This window comes from Massilia sp. BHUDP2 (assembly GCF_046236355.1).
GTDB classification, from domain to species: domain Bacteria; phylum Pseudomonadota; class Gammaproteobacteria; order Burkholderiales; family Burkholderiaceae_D; genus Telluria; species Telluria varians.
In genome coordinates, this window is sequence record NZ_JBJUVW010000001.1 from 2144527 (window position 1) to 2162233 (window position 17707).

At 63.8% G+C, this 17707-nt stretch carries 14 protein-coding genes; 8 read left to right on the forward strand and 6 right to left on the reverse strand.

The genetic code is table 11. The features are described 5' to 3' along the window. Window positions 1–49: 49 nt before the first annotated feature. The 3 genes from ACK6C6_RS09790 to ACK6C6_RS09800 all read left to right on the forward strand — a co-directional run bounded on the left by ACK6C6_RS09790 (window position 50) and on the right by ACK6C6_RS09800 (window position 5905). On the forward strand, window positions 50–1639 hold the full coding sequence (locus ACK6C6_RS09790; protein WP_409267125.1) for a glycoside hydrolase family 43 protein: 1590 nt from the start codon (window positions 50–52) through the stop codon (window positions 1637–1639). A gap of 66 nt (window positions 1640–1705) precedes the next feature. Beyond that, entirely contained in the window at window positions 1706–3967 is a 2262-nt protein-coding gene (locus ACK6C6_RS09795) for a glycoside hydrolase family 3 C-terminal domain-containing protein (protein WP_409267126.1), read from the forward strand. A 15-nt stretch (window positions 3968–3982) separates the two neighbouring features. After that, the gene (locus ACK6C6_RS09800; protein ID WP_409267127.1) at window positions 3983–5905 is read left to right on the forward strand and encodes a sialate O-acetylesterase; all 1923 of its coding nucleotides are present in this window, start codon (window positions 3983–3985) and stop codon (window positions 5903–5905) included. 67 nt (window positions 5906–5972) lie between these two features. Here the strand turns inward: ACK6C6_RS09800 and ACK6C6_RS09805 are convergent, their stop codons facing one another. Next, window positions 5973–6731 carry a class I SAM-dependent methyltransferase gene (locus ACK6C6_RS09805; RefSeq protein ID WP_409267128.1) on the reverse strand — a complete coding sequence of 253 codons (759 nt, stop codon included), beginning with the start codon at window positions 6729–6731 and terminating at the stop codon, window positions 5973–5975. Window positions 6732–7117: 386 nt separating this feature from the next. On the opposite strand from ACK6C6_RS09805, the gene ACK6C6_RS09810 reads away from it, so the two are divergent. Beyond that, entirely contained in the window at window positions 7118–7576 is a 459-nt protein-coding gene (locus ACK6C6_RS09810) for a hypothetical protein (RefSeq protein WP_409267129.1), read from the forward strand. A 331-nt stretch (window positions 7577–7907) separates the two neighbouring features. Here ACK6C6_RS09810 and ACK6C6_RS09815 read toward each other — a convergent pair whose 3' ends face one another. The 5 genes from ACK6C6_RS09815 to ACK6C6_RS09835 form a co-directional block, all read right to left on the reverse strand. Then, window positions 7908–8387, reverse strand: a complete 480-nt coding sequence (locus ACK6C6_RS09815) for a DUF3016 domain-containing protein (RefSeq protein WP_409267130.1) — start codon at window positions 8385–8387, stop codon at window positions 7908–7910. Window positions 8388–8879: 492 nt separating this feature from the next. After that, entirely contained in the window at window positions 8880–10001 is a 1122-nt protein-coding gene (locus ACK6C6_RS09820) for a metallophosphoesterase (protein ID WP_409267131.1), read from the reverse strand. Window positions 10002–10230: 229 nt separating this feature from the next. Beyond that, window positions 10231–11592, reverse strand: a complete 1362-nt coding sequence (locus ACK6C6_RS09825; RefSeq protein ID WP_409267132.1) for an MFS transporter — start codon at window positions 11590–11592, stop codon at window positions 10231–10233. Further along, window positions 11579–12619: a glucokinase gene (locus ACK6C6_RS09830; RefSeq protein ID WP_409267133.1), complete on the reverse strand. Its 1041-nt coding sequence runs from the start codon at window positions 12617–12619 to the stop codon at window positions 11579–11581. The genes ACK6C6_RS09825 and ACK6C6_RS09830 overlap by 14 nt, the downstream gene beginning before the upstream one ends. Window positions 12620–12659: 40 nt before the next feature. Further along, window positions 12660–13994, reverse strand: a complete 1335-nt coding sequence (locus tag ACK6C6_RS09835) for a GH1 family beta-glucosidase (protein WP_409267134.1) — start codon at window positions 13992–13994, stop codon at window positions 12660–12662. Between the two features lie 210 nt (window positions 13995–14204). Here ACK6C6_RS09835 and ACK6C6_RS09840 point away from each other — a divergent pair, with 210 nt between their 5' ends. The 4 genes from ACK6C6_RS09840 (at window position 14205) to ACK6C6_RS09855 (ending at window position 17488) form a co-directional block, all read left to right on the forward strand. Beyond that, on the forward strand, window positions 14205–15218 hold the full coding sequence (locus ACK6C6_RS09840) for a LacI family DNA-binding transcriptional regulator (RefSeq protein WP_409267135.1): 1014 nt from the start codon (window positions 14205–14207) through the stop codon (window positions 15216–15218). A gap of 325 nt (window positions 15219–15543) precedes the next feature. Then, window positions 15544–15855 (forward strand): excalibur calcium-binding domain-containing protein, encoded by a 312-nt coding sequence (locus ACK6C6_RS09845; protein ID WP_409267319.1) that lies wholly within the window; start codon window positions 15544–15546, stop codon window positions 15853–15855. Between the two features lie 410 nt (window positions 15856–16265). After that, the gene (locus ACK6C6_RS09850; protein ID WP_409267136.1) at window positions 16266–16634 is read left to right on the forward strand and encodes a hypothetical protein; all 369 of its coding nucleotides are present in this window, start codon (window positions 16266–16268) and stop codon (window positions 16632–16634) included. A gap of 389 nt (window positions 16635–17023) precedes the next feature. Further along, the gene (locus tag ACK6C6_RS09855; RefSeq protein WP_409267137.1) at window positions 17024–17488 is read left to right on the forward strand and encodes a hypothetical protein; all 465 of its coding nucleotides are present in this window, start codon (window positions 17024–17026) and stop codon (window positions 17486–17488) included. Window positions 17489–17707 lie beyond the last annotated feature (219 nt).

The following is a 17707-nucleotide window of genomic DNA, read 5'->3' on the forward strand; positions in this document are numbered from 1 at the left end:
TGTAACCTATACTGGTTGCGCTAACATTACGTGCACGAAAGGAACTCGGATGCGTTTCGGTCTCGCAGCGTGGGCGGCCCTTGGCCTGTCCTGCGCAATCAACGCCGCGGCAGGCGAATACAGGAACCCGGTCATCCCGGGATTCAACCCCGACCCCAGCATCTGCCGGGACGGCGACGATTACTACGTCGCCACCAGCACCTTCGAGTACTTTCCCGGGGTGCCGATCTACCACAGCAAGGACCTGGTCAACTGGCGGCTGCTAGGGCACGCGCTCGACCGCCCGAGCCAGCTTCCGCTCGCGGGCCAGAAAAGCTCCATGGGCATCTTCGCCCCGACCCTGCGCTGCGGGAACGGCCACTTCTACATGATCACCACCAACGTGGCGGGCGGCGGCAACTTCATCGTCCACGCCACCAACCCGTCCGGCCCCTGGTCGGAGCCGGTCTGGATCAAGGACGTGCAGGGGATCGATCCCTCGCTATTCTTCGACGATGACGGCAAGGTCTACCTCACTTACCAGGACGGCGGCGAACGTGGCGGCATCGGCCAGGTCGAGATCGACGTCGCCACTGGCCAGCTGAAGGGCAAGCCGCGCCGCATCTGGAACGGTACCGGGGGCGTCTGGCCCGAAGGGCCGCACCTGTACAAGATCAACGGCTGGTACTACCTGCTGCATGCCGAAGGCGGCACCTCGTATGGCCACGTGGTCATCCTGGCGCGCTCGCGCTCGCCCTGGGGACCGTTCGAAGGCGCGCCGGATAATCCGATCCTGACCCACCGCGACCGCCCGGACCTGCTGCTGCAGGCGCTCGGCCACGCGGACCTGGTGCAGACGCCGGAGGGCAAGTGGTTCATGGTGCTGCTGGGTGTGCGCCATCTGAAGCACAAGCACCACCTGGGCCGCGAGACCCTGCTGGCGCCGGTCGAATGGACCCAGGATGGCTGGCTCAAGATCAATGGCGGCGCACCGCTGCTCGAGAAGGCGGAGGCGGCGGGATTGCCGGCGCCGCATCCGTGGCCGGCGCCCGCGGCGCGCGAGGATTTCGGCGCGCGCAAGCCGGGCGGCGAGTGGATCTTCCTGCGCGGGCCGGCCCAGGACCTGTGGTCGCTGTCCGAGCGGCCAGGCTTCCTGCGCCTGAAGGGCAGCAAGCTGTCGCTGGCGGACATCGGCACCCCGGCTTTCGTGGGCAGGCGCCAGGCGCACCTGGACCTGCGCGCTTCCACGCTGCTCGACTTCACGCCGCGCGCCAAAGGCCAGCAGGCCGGGCTGGCGCTGCGCATGAACGAGGACAACCACTACCAGCTGCTCGTCGCCGGAACCGGCAAGGCACGCGTGATCCGGCTGGTCACAAGGGTCAAGGGCGTGAGCACCGTGCTGCGCGAAGCGCCCCTCGCTGCGGGCAAGGTGGAGCTGAGCGTGCGCGCCAGCCCGGAGCGTTACGTGTTCGGCTACAGCATCGGGGGCCGGGAAGTCGCAGACTTCGGCAGCGCGCCGACTGCGGCGCTCAGTTCCGAGGACGCGGGCGGCTTCACCGGGGTAGTGCTCGGCATGGTGGCGCACAGCGCCGACGGCGCGCCCATGCCGCCGGCGGATTTCGACTGGTTCGACTACCGGCCGGCCGACGGCAAAAAATAATCGTCACGCCGCCGGCCGACGCGCCGGCGGCAGCAGCACACAACAAGAAATCAATCAGGAGACATCATGCATCGCAAGAACCACGCCGCCGCCGCGGCGCGCACCGCCCTGGTCGCGGCCATTGCCGCCGCCTTCCCGCTGTTCACCCCCGGCGCCTTCGCCGCGCCCGAGCCGGCCGAGCCGGCCCAGAAGCCCTGGCTGGATGCTTCCCTGGACGCCGACCAGCGCGCCCGCCTGGCCGTGCAGGCCATGACCCAGCAGGAGAAGCTGCGCTGGGTGTTCGGCTATTTCGGTCACGATTTCGGCAAGAGCAAGAAGCATCCGGAGGCATTGCCTCAGTCGGCCGGCTATATCCCGGGCACGCCGCGCCTGGGTCTGCCGGCACTGTTCGAGACCGACGCCGGCCAGGGCGTGGCCTCGCAGTCCGGCCCGAACGTGCGCGAGCGCACCGCCTTGCCGTCCGGCCTGAGCACCGCCTCGACCTGGGACCCGAAGGTGGCCTACGCCGGCGGCGCCATGATCGGCTCGGAGGCGCGCGCTTCCGGCTTCAACGTCATGCTGGCAGGTGGCGTGAACCTGCAGCGCGAGCCGCGCAACGGCCGCAACTTCGAATACGCGGGCGAGGATCCGCTGCTGGCCGGCACCATGATCGGCCAGGCGATCAAGGGCGTGGAATCGAACCGGATCATCTCGACCCTCAAGCACTTCGTGCTGAACGACCAGGAAACCGGCCGCAACGAGCTCGATGCGCGCATCGACAAGGCGGCGCTGCGCATGTCCGACCTGCTGGCGATGGAGCTGGCGCTGGAGCAGTCCGACGCCGGCTCGGTGATGTGCGCCTACAACCGCCTCAACGGTCCGTATACCTGCGAACATCCGTGGCTGCTGACCGAGGTGCTCAAGCGCGACTGGGGCTTCAAGGGGTATGTCATGTCCGACTGGGGCGCCACTCACAGCACCGTGGCTGCCGCCAACAGCGGCCTGGACCAGCAGTCCGGCCAGGAGTTCGACAAGTCCCCGTACTTCGGCGGCGCGCTGCAAGAAGCCGTCAAGACCGGGGCCGTGCCGCAAAAGCGCCTGGATGACATGGTCACCCGCATCGTGCGCACCATGTTTGCCAAGGGCGTGGTCGACAACCCGCTCAAGCCGGGCGCCGCCATCGACTTCGCCGCCAACGGCGCGGTGAGCCGCCAGACGGCGGAAGAGGGCATGGTCCTGCTCAAGAACGAAGGTCGCATCCTGCCGCTCGCGAAAACGGTGCGCACGATCGCCGTCATCGGCGGCCATGCGGATGCCGGCGTGCTCTCGGGCGGCGGCTCGTCCCAGGTGTACCCGGTGGGCGGCATCGCGGTCAAGGGCTTGTTGCCGGCCACCTGGCCGGGTCCGGTGGTGTACTACCCGTCCTCGCCGCTGCGCGCGATCCAGGCCCAGGCCCCGAATGCCAAGGTGGTGTTCGACGACGGCCGCGACCCGGCCCGTGCCGCGCGCGTGGCCGCAGGGGCCGACGTCGCCCTGGTCTTCGCCAACCAGTGGATCGGCGAGGCCAACGACGCCCAGACGCTCGCGCTGCCGGACGGCCAGGAAGAGCTGATCGCTTCGGTGGCGGGCGCCAACGGGCGCACCGTGGTGGTGCTGCAGACCGGCGGACCGGTCACCATGCCCTGGCTGGCGCGCGTTCCGGCCGTGCTGGAAGCATGGTATCCGGGCACCAGCGGCGGCGAGGCGATCGCCAATGTGCTGTTCGGCGCGGTCAACCCGTCCGGCCACCTGCCGGCCACCTTCCCGCAATCCGAGCAGCAGCTGCCGCGCCCGAAACTGGATGGCGACCCGAAGAACCCCGAGCTGCAGTTCGCCGTCGACTACCACGAAGGTGCGGCGGTCGGCTACAAGTGGTTCGACCTGAAGGGCCACAAGCCGCTGTTCCCGTTCGGGCACGGCCTGTCCTACACCACGTTCGCGTACTCCGGCCTGTCCGGCCAGGTCAAGGATGGCCGCCTGCACGTGCGCTTCAAGGTCACCAACACCGGCAACGTCGCCGGCAAGGACGTGCCGCAGGTGTACGCGTCGCCGCTCGCGACCAAGTGGGAGGCGCCGAAGCGCCTGGCCGCCTGGAGCAAGGTCGCCCTGCAGCCGGGCGAGACCAAGGAAGTCGAGGTCGCCGTAGAGCCGCGCCTGCTGGCCATGTTCGACGAGAAGTCGCGCACCTGGCGCCGCCCGAAGGGCAAGATCAAGCTGATCCTGGCCGAAGACGCCTCCGCCGCCAACGCCACCAGCGTCACCGTCGACCTGCCTGCCAGCACGCTGGACGCACGCGGCCGCGCTCGCTGACACCAGGGGAGACGCATGCGACAACTCATCCTCTCCGCCGCCTTGCTGGCGCAAGCGGCGCCAGGCCTGGCCGCGGAAGCGCCACGCCTGCAACTGGACAGTCTGTTCCAGGACCACATGGTATTGCCACGCCAGGGGGCAGTGGTGTCGGGCCGCGCAGGCGCCCGCGAGCACATCACCGTGAGCGGCTTCGGCGGCAGCTGGAAGACCACCGCCGACGCCGCCGGACGCTTTTCTGTCACCTTGCCGAGCCTGCCCGCGGGACGCAGCGATACCCTGGCAGTCGGGAGCAGCAGCGGCCAGCGGGTCACGCTGGGCGACGTCGTCACCGGCGACGTCTTCCTGTGCTCGGGCCAGTCGAACATGCAGCTCACCGTCAACCGCGCCCTGAATGCGGACACGGTGATCGGCACGTCGACGAATCCGGACCTGCGCATGGCGACCGTCGCCGTCGATCCGCAGCCGGCGCCGCTGGCGCGGCTGGCCAAGCCGGTGGCGTGGCAGGCGGCATTGCCGAAGACCGTCGCCGACTGGTCGGCCACCTGTTACTTCTTCGGCAAGGAACTACAGCGCAAGATCAAGCTGCCGGTCGGCCTGGTGCACGCCTCGCTGGGCGGCTCGAACCTGACGGCCTGGCTCTCGCCCGCGGCCTCGCTGCCGGACTATGCACGCCAGCAGGAGCTGCTGGCGCTGTACGCGAAGGACCCGGCCAAGGCCAGCATCGCCTTCGGCAAGGAGGTCGAAGCCTGGTGGCAGGCTTCCGGCGGCCCGGGGCGGCCCTGGACTTCCTCTGCATCGGACCTGGCGGCGTGGAAGGCGGCGCCGGATGTCGCCAAGAATTGGGAGAACTGGGGTGTGCCCGAGCTGTCGGGCTACGACGGCAGCATCTGGTACGGCGCCACCGCTCGCTTGACGCCGGCGCAGGCGGCGCAGGCGGCGACGCTCGAACTCGGCCTGATCGACGAGGTCGACACCACCTGGGTGAACGGCCAGCCGGTCGGCTTCACGGCGGGCGCCGGCACGGCGCGCGCCTATCCACTGGCCGCCGGTACGCTCAAGGCGGGCGACAACACGATCGTGCTGAACGTGCTCGACCTGTGGAGCTACGGCGGCATGTACGGCGAGCAGCCGCGCCAGCTGCGCCTGGCCGATGGCTCGGTGCTGCCCTTGACGGCCTGGCGCTGGCAGATGCCGCCGAGCGCGAACCGCTATCCGCCGCGCGCGCCCTGGGATGCGATGGCCGGGGTCAGCGTGCTCTCCAACGGCATGATCGCGCCGCTGGGCCGCTTCCCGTTCAAGGGGGCGCTCTGGTACCAGGGCGAGAGCAACGTCGGCTCGCCTTACCAGGGCCTGCTGGCGCGCCTGTTCAAGGACTGGCGCGGCCAGTTCGGCAATGGCATGGCCTTCGGCGTGGTCCAGCTGGCGAATTTCGGCGCCCGACCCACGCAGCCGGTCGAATCGGGCTGGGCGCAGCTGCGCGAGGAGCAGCGTCGCGCGGTGCTGGCCGATGCGAACGCCGTGCTGGCCACGGCGATCGACCTGGGCGACCCGACCGACATCCATCCCGCCAACAAGCAGGGTGTCGGCGAGCGGCTGGCGCGCGCGTTCGGGGTCAAGCTGTATGGCCAGCCGGGCAGCGCCAACGGACCGATGGTGAAGTCGGCCAGCGCGCAGGGAGACGGGGTGGTAGTCGATTTCGATGGGGTCGAAGGGGCGCTGGTCGCTTATGGCGCGGCGGGCCCGATCGGTTTCGAGGTCTGCACGGATGGCGGTTGCCGCTGGACCGAAGCCCGTGTCGCGGGAACCCGGGTCGTGCTGCCCGCAGCCGCCGATGCGAAGAAAATCCGCTATTGCTGGGGCGACGCGCCGACCTGTACGCTCTACGACAGCAAGTCCGGCCTGCCGGCGGTGCCCTTCGAGGTGGATGTCAAACGCTGAGGAGGCCTCCGGTGGCGAACTGAAGAAGTTCGCCATCAACCACCCGATCTCGCAAGAAAATCGGTGCTCAGGGCTTCCGGAACACAATCGCATGCTGGATCGGCAGCGATCTGATGCTGCGTTCCCACTTCAAACCGTGCGCGGTGGCTTCACGCCGTATCTGCCGCTCGCTCATCTTATGCAGCGGCTTGATCGCGACTGACGGATCCTCGGCCCGATATTCGACGAAGACGACGCGCCCGCCCGGCTTCAGAGCCTCGACAATGCTGTCGAGGACCTCCGCAGGATAAGCGAGCTCGTGATAGACATCGACCATGATCGCCAGGTCGACGCTGGCCGGGGGCAGCTTGACAGTGGTTTCGCTGCCCAGCACCGAGACCACATTGCGCACGCCGCGCTTTGCCATCTGGCTGTCGAGCATGCGAATCATTTCCGGCTGGACGTCGACTGCATAGACGCGCCCGCCGGGCCCGACCTGTTTCGCCAGCTGCCAGGTGTAGTAGCCGGTGCCGGCGCCGATGTCGGCCACCGTCATGCCCGGCGCCAGCGCCAGTTCGCGCAGCAGCAATTCCGGCCGCTCCTCACGTGCCCGACTTTCGCGCTCGAGCCATTGGGCGCCCTCCCATCCCATCACGCCGGCGATCTCGCGGCCCATGTAGCGCTTGCCGATGCCATCCGGGCTCCGGGCGACGCGTTCATAGCGGCTATCGGCGCCCGCTGCCTGTACCGCGGCATCGCTACTGGCGGACGACAGCGGCGTTAGAGCCGACAGGCAAGCCAGCAGGAAGGGGAGCGTACGGTGAGTGTACAAGCGAATGCGGAGCATGATCGGTTCCCGTAACGAGGCGCAGCCTGCAAGGACGCCTCCAGGCATGCCGTGAATGGACAGGATCAGTGTAATAGCCTTGGCTGCGGACGCGCGTTCGCTACATCGGCCTTTCCTGCTTATGTCGCGTTGACTGAGTGGGGCTGCGGATCGGATTGACTGTTTAACGCTAGTTGTGAGTTGGAGAACTGTTATCGTTTACAACCGCTCATGCTGAGTCTAGTGGCTGAAACAACGTGCCTCTTGAGGGCTTGCTCCGTGTCGAATGTATCGTTCGTGCCAGTCCGCGATTTTTTCCATGCTACCTGCTATGCTGAGGTCAACGGCCGCCTTCGGCCAGAAGCGGGAATTCATCCCCGCACTTTTCCAGTCGATTATGCACTTGCATGAAGCCAAACTTCCACGACGTAGCCGGACTATGGGAGCGCGATGGGTCGCTTCGGGACATCTACGTGCAGGATACCGAAGCTGTTCACTGGGAGCGCTTCGACCAGCTGCTCAGCCAATACAAATGCTCGTACACTTTTGACGGAGTGGCGACTCCATTCCCGGGTTCGCACAACGTGCTGAGGAATCGTGGAGGATCACATCTGTTGTCGATTTCCTTGGATGGCCCGATCGAAATCTTCTGCCATTTCTTCGTCGCCGAGCAGTTAGAACTCGACATCTCGCCTAAGGAAATTACCGGTCCATTGGAACATGAGCAGGTATTGTCATTTGTCGAGAACTTGGCGGAGACTCTAGAACTCGCTACAGACATCACGCCTGAAAACTCTGAGCAAACGCCGTTTTTGACATACGTGCCGCAGAGCGGAACATGGCGTATACACGATGATCCCGAGTAGCGGTCAACGTCCGCTTCGGGTCGGTTCCTGCCCTTCGTGACGTCTACGTCCATGGGCGCGGGTCCGAAGAATGTCTGGACATTGTGTAGCGACCGGTAGCACCTAGAGTGGAAGAAAATGCCGCTGGCAAATCACGGGAAATATTGGCTGATACCGAGTTTTTGCAGAGACGACCGGCCCGCCTGTTATATGGTACAAGCGTCGGATAAATGTGCGGTGACAGCCGGGAACATGCAATTTTTAGCTCGATGCGCTCGAGTGCGCCACGGCGCCGTCGTAATCCGCCCCCGGCGAGCCCAGGAGCGCTAGATGCGGGATAATAGATGGGCGCTCAGTGCGCCGCCATCACCTCCTTGCGCCACCAGTCCTCGACCATCTGCTTCTCGTGCGAGTACATCTCGTGGGGATAGCGATTAACTCCCATCAGGTAATTCGGATTGGACAGCTTGGCTTCCCCAGTGCGCACTGCCTTCCCGTCCTGCTCGATGGTGTAGCGCAAGTGCAGACGCGGCCAGTCGGCGCGGCCCTTCAGCACGCGCACATTACGAATCGCCACGCGCGGGAACTCGTCCCCGGCCAAGTCGATATCGAGCATCTCGACCTTCAAGTTTTGCCCCGCCGGCAACTGTTTCGACAGGTTCGCGAAATGCTCGCTAAAGTGCCACTCCATGTTCTCCCGGTCGATAACCGAGCGCGGCACGTCCGCCATGTTTTCCGGATGGGCGAACGTCACGATCGCTTCGGCCGATGCATTCAATGAGACGATCGTCACCGCCACTGCCAGCGCGCCCTTGTAGATGAGCTTATTCATTACCGACCCCTTTGCGTGTTCCTATTCATCCAATCGATGAATATACGCTTATTTGGAGGCGTCGGTCTCATTCACAATGCCCGCGCTTTGTTGAAGTCCTGCGAGAAGTTCATGAAGACCTGGTACTTTGGCGTGTTGAGCAGGTTATTTCGAAAATCTGGTTCAAAGCTATGTTGTTGATTCGCAGAGCTCATAACGGCCCGCAGAGCCATCCAGATGGGTCCGACTCCGTCTTCGCTCCAAGGGGTAACGATACGGGCTCCTTTTTGGGGCCCGTATCGTTATTGGCTGTCCGACGTTAACGACGATGTCCGGCGTTGACGGGCGTGTGTCATTCCTCCTGCCGGTAGCATCCTCGATCAAGCAGGAAGCGTGCGACAAGCGCTGGCTCTGCGCTCAGCCACGAAGCCGTCCGCGGTGCCGGCGTAAAGACACGGGCCCCGATTAGGGAAACGGGCCGACGCTACGCTTGCGCCTTTGCTGCCGCAGCGCTCAAAACGCCTGACGCCGCAGCGTAATCCGCGTCAGCTCGGCAGGCACGCCAAGCCGAAGCGCGAAGCCCGGCCACAGCGCCGTGCCATTGTTCAGGTACAGCGTCATGCCGTCGACCTCGTAGCGGCCCGAGACGAAGCCATTGTTGGCCCGCGCCACCACCCGGTCGAGCCCGAGGATCATGCCGCCGTGCGTGTGACCGGACAATTGCAGCGCGACGCCACGGCTGGCCGAAAAGCGGGCATTTCTGGGCTGGTGGTCGAGCAGCACGACCGGCACGCCGCTTGGTGCGCCGCGCAGCGCCGCATCGAGGTCGGGCGCGGGAGCGCCGGTGCGCGGGGCGGTCACGTCGTTCACGCCGGCGAGCACCAGTTGGCCGCTACCTCGCTGGACGATGGTATGGCGATTGTCAAGGGGCTTCATGTTGAGCCCGGCAAAATACGCCATCCATTCGCTGTGGCCAAAAAAGTACTCGTGATTCCCGGGAATGACCCAGACACCGTCCCGGGCGCGCAAGTCACGCAGCGCGGCCACGTCGGCTTCGCGCTCCGCGACATTGCCATCGATGAGGTCACCGGTGATGACGATCAGGTCCGCATCGAGCGCATTGGCATCGTCGACGAGCTTGCGTGTCCATGCTGCATCGAACAGACGACTGATGTGCAGGTCGGTCAGGTGCAGTACCCGGTAACCGTCGAATTCGCGTGGCAAGTCTTTCACTGCGATCTGTACGTCCTTCAACGGCGGCGGCTTGATCGCCTGCATGACGCCGAGCGCGGCCAACAGCATGGCCGTGACGCCGATCGCGCCGCGCAGGCGCGCAGGGATGGGCACGCGGCGGCGCCGGACCAGTGCGAGCATCAATGCGCCGACATCGAGCACGAGCTGGAACACAGCCAGCAGCAACATGGCGCCAAACGCCCAGTTGAACAGGATGATGAGGGATTTCGGAAACTCCGGCGAAAACACGCTGCCGGAAGAAAAACGCGACCACAGGTGATATTGCGAGGCCAGCACCAACACCACGGCGCCAGCGAGTTTTGTGCGCCCGGCCAAGGGCAAGGGCAATAACCAGCGTATCAGCACGACCACGCAGGGCAAACTGAACATCAGATGAAACATCAGCTGCGCTCCATTCGCGTCCAGTTGCGGCTGGAGTCGGCCGGATTGCCGTGCGGGGGCGTGGTGGCGCCCCAAGATAGTGCGAGGTAAATACCCATCGTGCCTTGTGTCCGTGCTGTCGAACACGCGAGCATAACGTAGATTGGGTGAAGGCATGGGCACCGGAGTGATTCGGCGCCCTTCGAAAGAAAAGAGACGGCCGGGCGCGCGGGCCCGGCCGCTGCGCCGCTCAGGCGGCGGGGTGGGGCGAACCGGCAGGCGGCACACCGTCCTCCTGCACGGCGACGGCAGGCTGGCTGCCGTCGTCGTGGTGGAAGGGCGCGAACCAGGTCGCCAGGAAGGACGGGATGGTCGCCACCATCACGAAGGTGAAATAAGCGACGTAGCCCATCATCTCCTGCAGGTGTCCGCTGACCACGCCGGTCACCATGCCGCACAGCCCCATCAGGCCGGTGCCGAAGGCGTAGTGCGTGGTGGTGTACTTGCCCGGCGCGAGCTGCTGCATCAGGTAGATCATGAAGCCCACGGCGCCGAAACCGAAGAAGAACTTTTCGATGACGACACCCGCCGTGATGGCCATCAGGCTGCTCGGCAGGTAGATGCTCATCAGGAGGAAGGTCACGTTCGGGATGTTCACCGCACAGCACAGCACGAACAGGGTCGACTTGAGGCCGCGCCGCGCCACGTACCAGCCGCCCAGCAGGGAGCCGAGCAGCACCGCGGCCAGGCCATAGGTGCCGTAGATCAGCCCCAGCATTTCGTTCGACAGCCCCAGCCCGCCCTTGGAGGCCGGGTCGACCATGAAGAAGGGGCCGATCTTCTCCAGGAAGCCGATGCTGAGCCGGAACAGGAAGGCAAAGGCGATCATCTTCCAGATATCGCGCTTCTGGAACAGGGTGACGAAAGCGTCCAGCAGAATGCGCCCGGCGTCACGCACGCTCGACGGCGTGTCGGCGGCGCGCGCGCCTTCCGGCATCACGCGCGCGTGCCACAGCGCCATCAGGAGGGTGATGCCGGCGACCAGGAAGAAGATGATGCGCCAGGACTCGACCCAGTCGGGACCGAATACTTTCGGATCGTGGCCGAACACATTGGTGTGCAGGTAGCCGCTCAGGAACACCATGCCGCCCGCGGCGACGATCGGGCCGATGTTCCAGGACAGGCTCTGGATGCCGCAATACAGCGACTGGGCGCGCGCGTCGAGCGAGGTGACGTAGACGCCGTCGCTGGCGATGTCCTGGGTGGCGCCGATGAAGGACAGCGCGAAGAACAGCGCCATCAGGATGCCCATGTAGCCGGGCAGGCCCAGCGCCAGGCCGACGCCGGCGAAACCGAGCCCGATCGCCACCTGCGCGCACAGCACGAAGAACTTCTTGGTGCGGTACATCTCCACAAAGGGCGCGAACAGCGGCTTGATCGTATAGGCGAGGATCAGGAGGCTGGAATACTGCGCGGCCCGGCCGTTGTCCATGCCCAGGTTCTTGAACATGATGGCCGTGACGCTGGTGAGCATCACGTAACCGAGCGCCATCGTGAAGTAACCGCTCGGCACCCACAGCAGCGGGTGGCGGCTGCGCTCAGGCGTGCCCATACTGCACCTCCAGCGCCGCTTGCGGCAAGGCGTGCGCCGCCGGTCGCGCATCCAGGTGTTCCGCCAGCATGGCGGCGGCGCCAGCCAGGGCCGGGTAGGGCGCATGGATCACGAAGCAGGGAATGCGCGCGGTAAAGCTCGAGAAGCGCCCCTTGTTCTCGAAGCGGGCGCGGAACGACGAGCGCGCGAACCATTCGCCCAGGCGCGGCACCACACCGCCGCCGATGTAGATGCCGCCGCGCGCGCACAAGGTCACGGCGAGGTTGGCCGCCACGGTGCCGAGCATGCCGCAGAAGCTGTCGAGGGTCTCGACGCACAGCGGATCGCTGCCATCGAGTGCCCGTTCGACGATGACGGCCGGCTCCAGCGGCGCGGGCTCGAGGCCGGCGCGTGCCCGCAGCGCATCGTGGATCAGCGCCAGCCCGGGCCCGGAGACCAGGCGTTCGGCCGAGACGTGGTCCCAGCGCTGCCAGCAGTAGGCCAGGATGTCCTGCTCGCGGCGGTCGGCGGGCGAAAAGGCCACGTGGCCGCCTTCGCTTTGCAGGACGGTCCAGCGTCCATGCGCGGGCAGCAGGCCCGCCACGCCGAGGCCGGTGCCGGCGCCGACCAAGCCGATCGCGCCGTCCAGCGCCGGGGCGCCGCCGCCCACCTGCACCAGCTCCGAGGCGGCCAGCTGCGGCAGCGCCATCGCCAGCGCGGCGAAGTCGTTCACCGCCAGCAGGGTCTCCAGCCCCAGTTCGGCGCGCGCCGCCTGCAGCGAGAACTCCCAGCAGTGATTGGTCATCTTGACATGGTCGCCTTCGACCGGGTTGGCGATGGCGATCACCGCATGGCGCACCGGCGCCGCGGGCGTGCGGTGGCGTTCCAGGTAGGCGCGCGCGGCGTCCTGGAAGCGCGGGTAGTCGGCGCAGGCCAGGGTCTCGGTCGCTTCGATCGCGCCGGGGCCGCGCTCCAGGGCGAAGCGTGCGTTGGTGCCGCCGATGTCGGCCACCAGGCGCGGCCCGTCCCGGTAATGTTCGTCGTTCATTGTCTCCTCCGTGTTTCTTTTTATTTGCCTGCCGTGCGCGTCATGCCGCGCGGCGCTGCCCGCGCTGGGCCGCGACGAAGTCGCGGTACCAGTGGGCGCTGGCCTTCGGCGTGCGCTGCTGCGTAGCATAATCGACGTGATAGATGCCGAAGCGCTTGGCGTAGCCCGAGTTCCACTCGAAGTTGTCCATCAGGCTCCACATGAAATAGCCGCGCACGTCCACGCCGGCGTCCATGGCCGCCTTCAGGGCCGCCAGGTGCTGCTCGACGAAGCGGATCCGGGAGGTATCGTTCACCTGTCCCGCCTCGACGCGGTCGGCCGAAGCCATGCCGTTCTCGGTGATGTAGATGGGTGGCAGAGTATATTCATCCTTGAGCTTGAGGAGAAGCTCGGTCAGGCCCTGCGGGTAGATTTCCCAGCCCATGTCGGTGGTTCCCAGCACGGCCGGCGCCGTGCGCGGCGGCGTCTCGGCGCTGGCGTAGTGGCGGAAGTAGTAGTTCACGCCCAGGAAGTCGAGCGGCCCCTGGATGATGTCGAGGTCGCCCTCCGCGATCTGCGGGGCGTTGGCGCCGTGCGCGCGCAGCGCCAGTTCCGGGTAGCGGCCCTTCAGGATCGGGTCCATGAACCACTGCACCGAGCGCGCCCACTCCAGCTCCGCCAGCGCGCGGTCGGCCTCGCTGTCGGTGGCCGGGTCCGAGGTCCACTGGTTCAGCACGATGCCGAGCGCGGCGCGCGGACTCAAGGAGCGCATCGCGCGCATCGCCAGGCCGTGCGAGAGCAGCAGGTGGTGCGATACCTGGATCGCCTGCCTGGCGTCGGTGACGCCGGGGGCGAACTGCGCATTGCCGTAACCCAGGTTGGCGGTGCACCAGGGTTCGTTGTGGGTCGCGATGCTGGCCAGGCGGTCGCCGAAACGGCGCGCCACTTCCTCCGCATAGTCGGCGAAGCGGTAGGCAGTGTCGCGCGCGAGCCAGCCGCCTTCGTCCTGCAGGCCTTGCGGCAGGTCCCAGTGGTACAAGGTCAGGTGCGGCGCGATGCCTTTTTCCTGCAGCGCATCGAGCAGGCGCGCGTAGAAATCGAAGCCCTTTTCGTTCCACGCGCCCTTGCCGTCCGGCTGCACACGCGCCCAGGCCATCGAGAAGCGATAGGCATCCACGCCCAGGCCGGCCATCAGGCCGACGTCCTCGCGGTAGCGGTGGTAGTGGTTGCAGGCGACGTCGCCGTTGCTGCCGTCCTTGATGTTGGCGGGGTTGCGCGAGAAAGTGTCCCAGATCGAGGGACCTTTTCCGTCGGCGTCGGCGGCGCCTTCGATCTGGAAGGCGCTGGTGGCGACGCCCCAGGTGAAATCGGGAGGGAATTGCGTGGAGTCGGTCATGGCGGATGGATGTGGAGGTTGGCGGCGAGGTCCGGCGCCATGCCTGAGCGGCGACTGCGAACCTGATTATGAAATCGATTTCATGATATGCGTGTGCCGCGGCGGGTGTCAACGACATTTTGGCGGGTAGTAGCGTCGTAGCTGATGCTATACTGGCAATTTTCCACCCCTGGCCGCGGCCCCGAGCTGCCGTTCTGGCCGAAAGCATGCATGAGAAAAGCATCCGACAAGCCGACGGCCACTGTCCATGAAGTCGCCCGCGTGGCCGGGGTGTCGGCGGCGACGGTGTCGCGCCTGCTGAACGGCACCGCCAAGGTCTCCGACGACAAGCGCCAGGCGATCGAACAGGCGATCGAACGCCTGAACTACAAGCCGAACGTGCTTGCCCAGAACCTCAAGACCGGCAGCTCGCGCACCATCGGCATCCTGACCCAGTCGCTGGCTTCGGGCTATTTTGCCGACGCCATGGCCGGCGTCGACGAAGCGCTGCAGGGCACCGGTTATGCGCCGCTGATCGTGTCCGGCCACTGGCATGCGGACGAAGAGGCGGAGCGGATCGAGCTCCTGATCGCGCGCCGGGTAGACGGCCTGGTGATCCTGAGCGGGAACCTGAAGGACGAGCAGATCCTGGCGCTGTCCGAGCAGGTGCCGATCGTCGCCTTCGGACGCGACCTGCAGGGCCCGCGCACCTATGGCTTCTGCCTGGACAACTACCGCGGCGCCTGCGACGCGGTCGAGCACCTGGTGGAACACGGCCACCGCGACATCGCCTTCATCGCAGGTCCCTCCGAGCACCGCGATGCGCTGGCGCGCCTGGCCGGTTACCGCGACACCCTGGCGAAGCACGGGATCAAGCCGCAGCGTAAGCTGGTGCTGCCCGGCGACTTCTCGGAGTCCGGCGGCCTGCAGGCGGTCGAGCGCCTGCTCGCATCCGGCCAGCGCTTCACGGCCATCTTCGCGGCCAACGACCTGACCGCCTATGGCGCCCGACTGGCCCTGTTCCGGCGCGGCATCGCGGTGCCGGACGAGGTGTCCGTGGTCGGCTTCGACGATCTGCACAGCTCGATGTACACGACGCCTCCCTTGACGACGGTGCGCCAGCCGCTGTTCGACGTCGGCCAGCGCCTGGGGCGGGCAATCCTGCGGATGATCCGCCAGCAGCCGCTCGAGCTGGAGGTGCCGGAACCAACCCTGGTGGTGCGGGAGTCGGTGCGGGCGCTCTAGGTATTTCGCCCTACAGCATGTTCAGTTGCCGGCAGCGGTTAGCTGGTAGCGTTGCTGCTGCCGGCAGTTCTCGCACTACGGCGCGTACGACGCCGTGCGTCGCATTCTGGTCTATATGCGAAAGCGCACGTGGATTTCGTGATTTATACCGGGAGCCTTACAAAACCAATTTTCTTCGTTAGAGAAACGTGGCGTTCTGAAGGTCTTCATTCGACCAGAAGCGAGTCGAAGGGCATGAGAATGTGTGAGATTTCTTCGGAGACTTTAAGCTATGCTTTACCGGGTGTGGCCAGTACGGATGCGCTTCAGCCCAAGCTTTACGAAGATGAAAAAAATACTCTTGTTGGTGATCCTTGCAAGCTTGGGATGGCAAGCTTACGAAAAATACGGCCGTGATGCGCGTGACAGCAGCGCCGCACCGGGACACGCGCTTGGCGCACAAGCTCGGTTTCAGGATGCCAGGGACATCGATATCAGGTCTCCGATCCACTCCACCTTCACATGTGACGGCCGGGCGTACTGCAGTCAGATGACATCCTGTGCTGAAGCAAAGTATTTCCTTGCGCATTGTCCCAACGTAAACATGGATGGTAATCAGGACGGCATCCCATGTGAGAAGCAATGGTGCAGCGAGTAGACGAGCGCTATTGCCAAGAACGAACCATGACGCTGTCATGTAGCTGACTCGAGGAACTCAAGGATTGGAGCTTCATGACAAAGGGACTGCTCTGGTTTGCGCTCATTGCGTTGGTCGTCGGGCTAACACTGTCAATCAGCCTCAACGTTCTATCTGCCTGTGGGGTTGCCCTCGAGCTGTTGAAGTGTATTCCATGCAATCATCGTTATTAGTCTTGATCGGCTTGAGCAAGCGGGTAGGGTACAAATTATTCCGCAAGTTGCTGGCGACCCGTCCATTACAAGGTTTCCTCTGTGGGCGGATTCAGTCCTCGGTAACAGTCTGCGATTTTCTTCTACGCTGATGCTTTGCTAAGTCCATCGGCGGCGTTCGGCCAGAAGTGCTAATTCAATTTCAATGGAGATGTCCTTGTGAAATTTCTGATCGCTTTATTGATGATAATTGGGCATACGGTAGCCATGGCAGGTCCGTTGAGCGATCGATGCGATACATTTTCATCAACGGATGAGGTCTCATCTCCCCTAACAATCGAAGAGATTGAGAAGCAATCAATAGATGAGCTTTCGGCGTTGCGCAAGGAAGGACTGCCGATACCTAATGTACCGTTCGGGTACTTGAATGCCCATTGGCTAAGACTGAAATCAATGGTTCAATCTGGTGACGAAATCGTCAAATATTCCACCAGCAAATCTTCCTGGCAGGGGCTGCATGGTCAGAGAGGTTTTGCGTTGCTTCGGTCCGGATGCATTATTAACAGATTGGTTACTGCACAAAGCTAATGTTCGGGAACAGATCCTGACTGGCTGGGTCGATTTCACCGCATGTGAACTCAGAGAATCGTCTAACCTTGCGAGTCGGGTTCCATAGAATATGGGCTTTGCTCCATGCATCAATTCAAGTAAAGCCCGGACTGCCAGCAGCGAAACAAAAACGGATAGTGAGTTCTTTTGAATATGTGCGTTATCAGAAGCAGACAGCGAATATCCTGAAGGTTGAAAAATGCGTAAGAATGACAAGTTCTTCTCAAATTGCCTTTTGGTTATATTCTGGCAAGTATATGATATATGATATATGGTATATGTCCACTGCCCAGTTTTGATAGAAATATGCTTCAATGATTGTCACTTGCTAAACAAGTTTTCATAATCGGTTTTTCAGAGATCTTTAAATGGATAATAAAAAAACACTTTCTTGCGTCGATGCAACAATCACCGTTCTGTATATCGGGATGCTAGTCCCCGTTGCATTCGGGATCATATATGACGTCGGCATTGATAAGTTGCAGAACTATTTCGCAAACGTAGCAGCCGTTACTGCCGCGCTTTATGGCGGACGGAGCGTCTTCTTGAGCGCCAATGACGGTAGCCTGGATACTCCTGTATTCTCTTTTATTTACACGGTTTATTTTCTCGTTATCTATATCGCCATTAACATCTCATTGCTTTTCGACGGTATTGGCAATGCTAGCGATCACGTTTTTTTCGGCGTTGTTATTCTCAGTGGCTTCGCCTTTCTCGCCACTTCAGTTCAGCATTTGCGTCGAGAGGGCGGGGAGTCGTATTTTCGAGGGTTGACTATCCCGATTACAGTCGCCGCGCTGCTTATCACTACGGCATGGTATTTCCTTAAGTAAGACTACCTCTCTCGACGGGAAAATATTTTGGGAACAGTGTAAGTGGAACCGCGTTCTCCTTCGCTACGTTGTACGTGTCTTTAATTTCGTTAACGACCTAGGAAGCCCTCAAAGGCATTCCTCGAGCGTTTTAAAGCGCCTGACAGTTCCCCCTATGGCTGCGTTGCATCGTGTCGCCGTACTGGCGTACTGTCTTCGACGCCGCGCCTTGCCCTAGGG

Excerpts from the sequence above, each read along its gene's own strand:
- ACK6C6_RS09790 (WP_409267125.1), top strand. The coding sequence starts at position 50 with ATGCGTTTCGGTCTCGCAGCGTGGGCGGCCCTTGGCCTGTCCTGCGCA.
- ACK6C6_RS09795 (WP_409267126.1), top strand. The coding sequence starts at position 1,706 with ATGCATCGCAAGAACCACGCCGCCGCCGCGGCGCGCACCGCCCTGGTC.
- ACK6C6_RS09800 (WP_409267127.1), top strand. The coding sequence starts at position 3,983 with ATGCGACAACTCATCCTCTCCGCCGCCTTGCTGGCGCAAGCGGCGCCA.
- ACK6C6_RS09805 (WP_409267128.1), bottom strand. The coding sequence starts at position 6,731 with ATGCTCCGCATTCGCTTGTACACTCACCGTACGCTCCCCTTCCTGCTG.
- ACK6C6_RS09810 (WP_409267129.1), top strand. The coding sequence starts at position 7,118 with ATGAAGCCAAACTTCCACGACGTAGCCGGACTATGGGAGCGCGATGGG.
- ACK6C6_RS09815 (WP_409267130.1), bottom strand. The coding sequence starts at position 8,387 with ATGAATAAGCTCATCTACAAGGGCGCGCTGGCAGTGGCGGTGACGATC.
- ACK6C6_RS09820 (WP_409267131.1), bottom strand. The coding sequence starts at position 10,001 with ATGTTTCATCTGATGTTCAGTTTGCCCTGCGTGGTCGTGCTGATACGC.
- ACK6C6_RS09825 (WP_409267132.1), bottom strand. The coding sequence starts at position 11,592 with ATGGGCACGCCTGAGCGCAGCCGCCACCCGCTGCTGTGGGTGCCGAGC.
- ACK6C6_RS09830 (WP_409267133.1), bottom strand. The coding sequence starts at position 12,619 with ATGAACGACGAACATTACCGGGACGGGCCGCGCCTGGTGGCCGACATC.
- ACK6C6_RS09835 (WP_409267134.1), bottom strand. The coding sequence starts at position 13,994 with ATGACCGACTCCACGCAATTCCCTCCCGATTTCACCTGGGGCGTCGCC.
- ACK6C6_RS09840 (WP_409267135.1), top strand. The coding sequence starts at position 14,205 with ATGAGAAAAGCATCCGACAAGCCGACGGCCACTGTCCATGAAGTCGCC.
- ACK6C6_RS09845 (WP_409267319.1), top strand. The coding sequence starts at position 15,544 with ATGAAAAAAATACTCTTGTTGGTGATCCTTGCAAGCTTGGGATGGCAA.
- ACK6C6_RS09855 (WP_409267137.1), top strand. The coding sequence starts at position 17,024 with ATGGATAATAAAAAAACACTTTCTTGCGTCGATGCAACAATCACCGTT.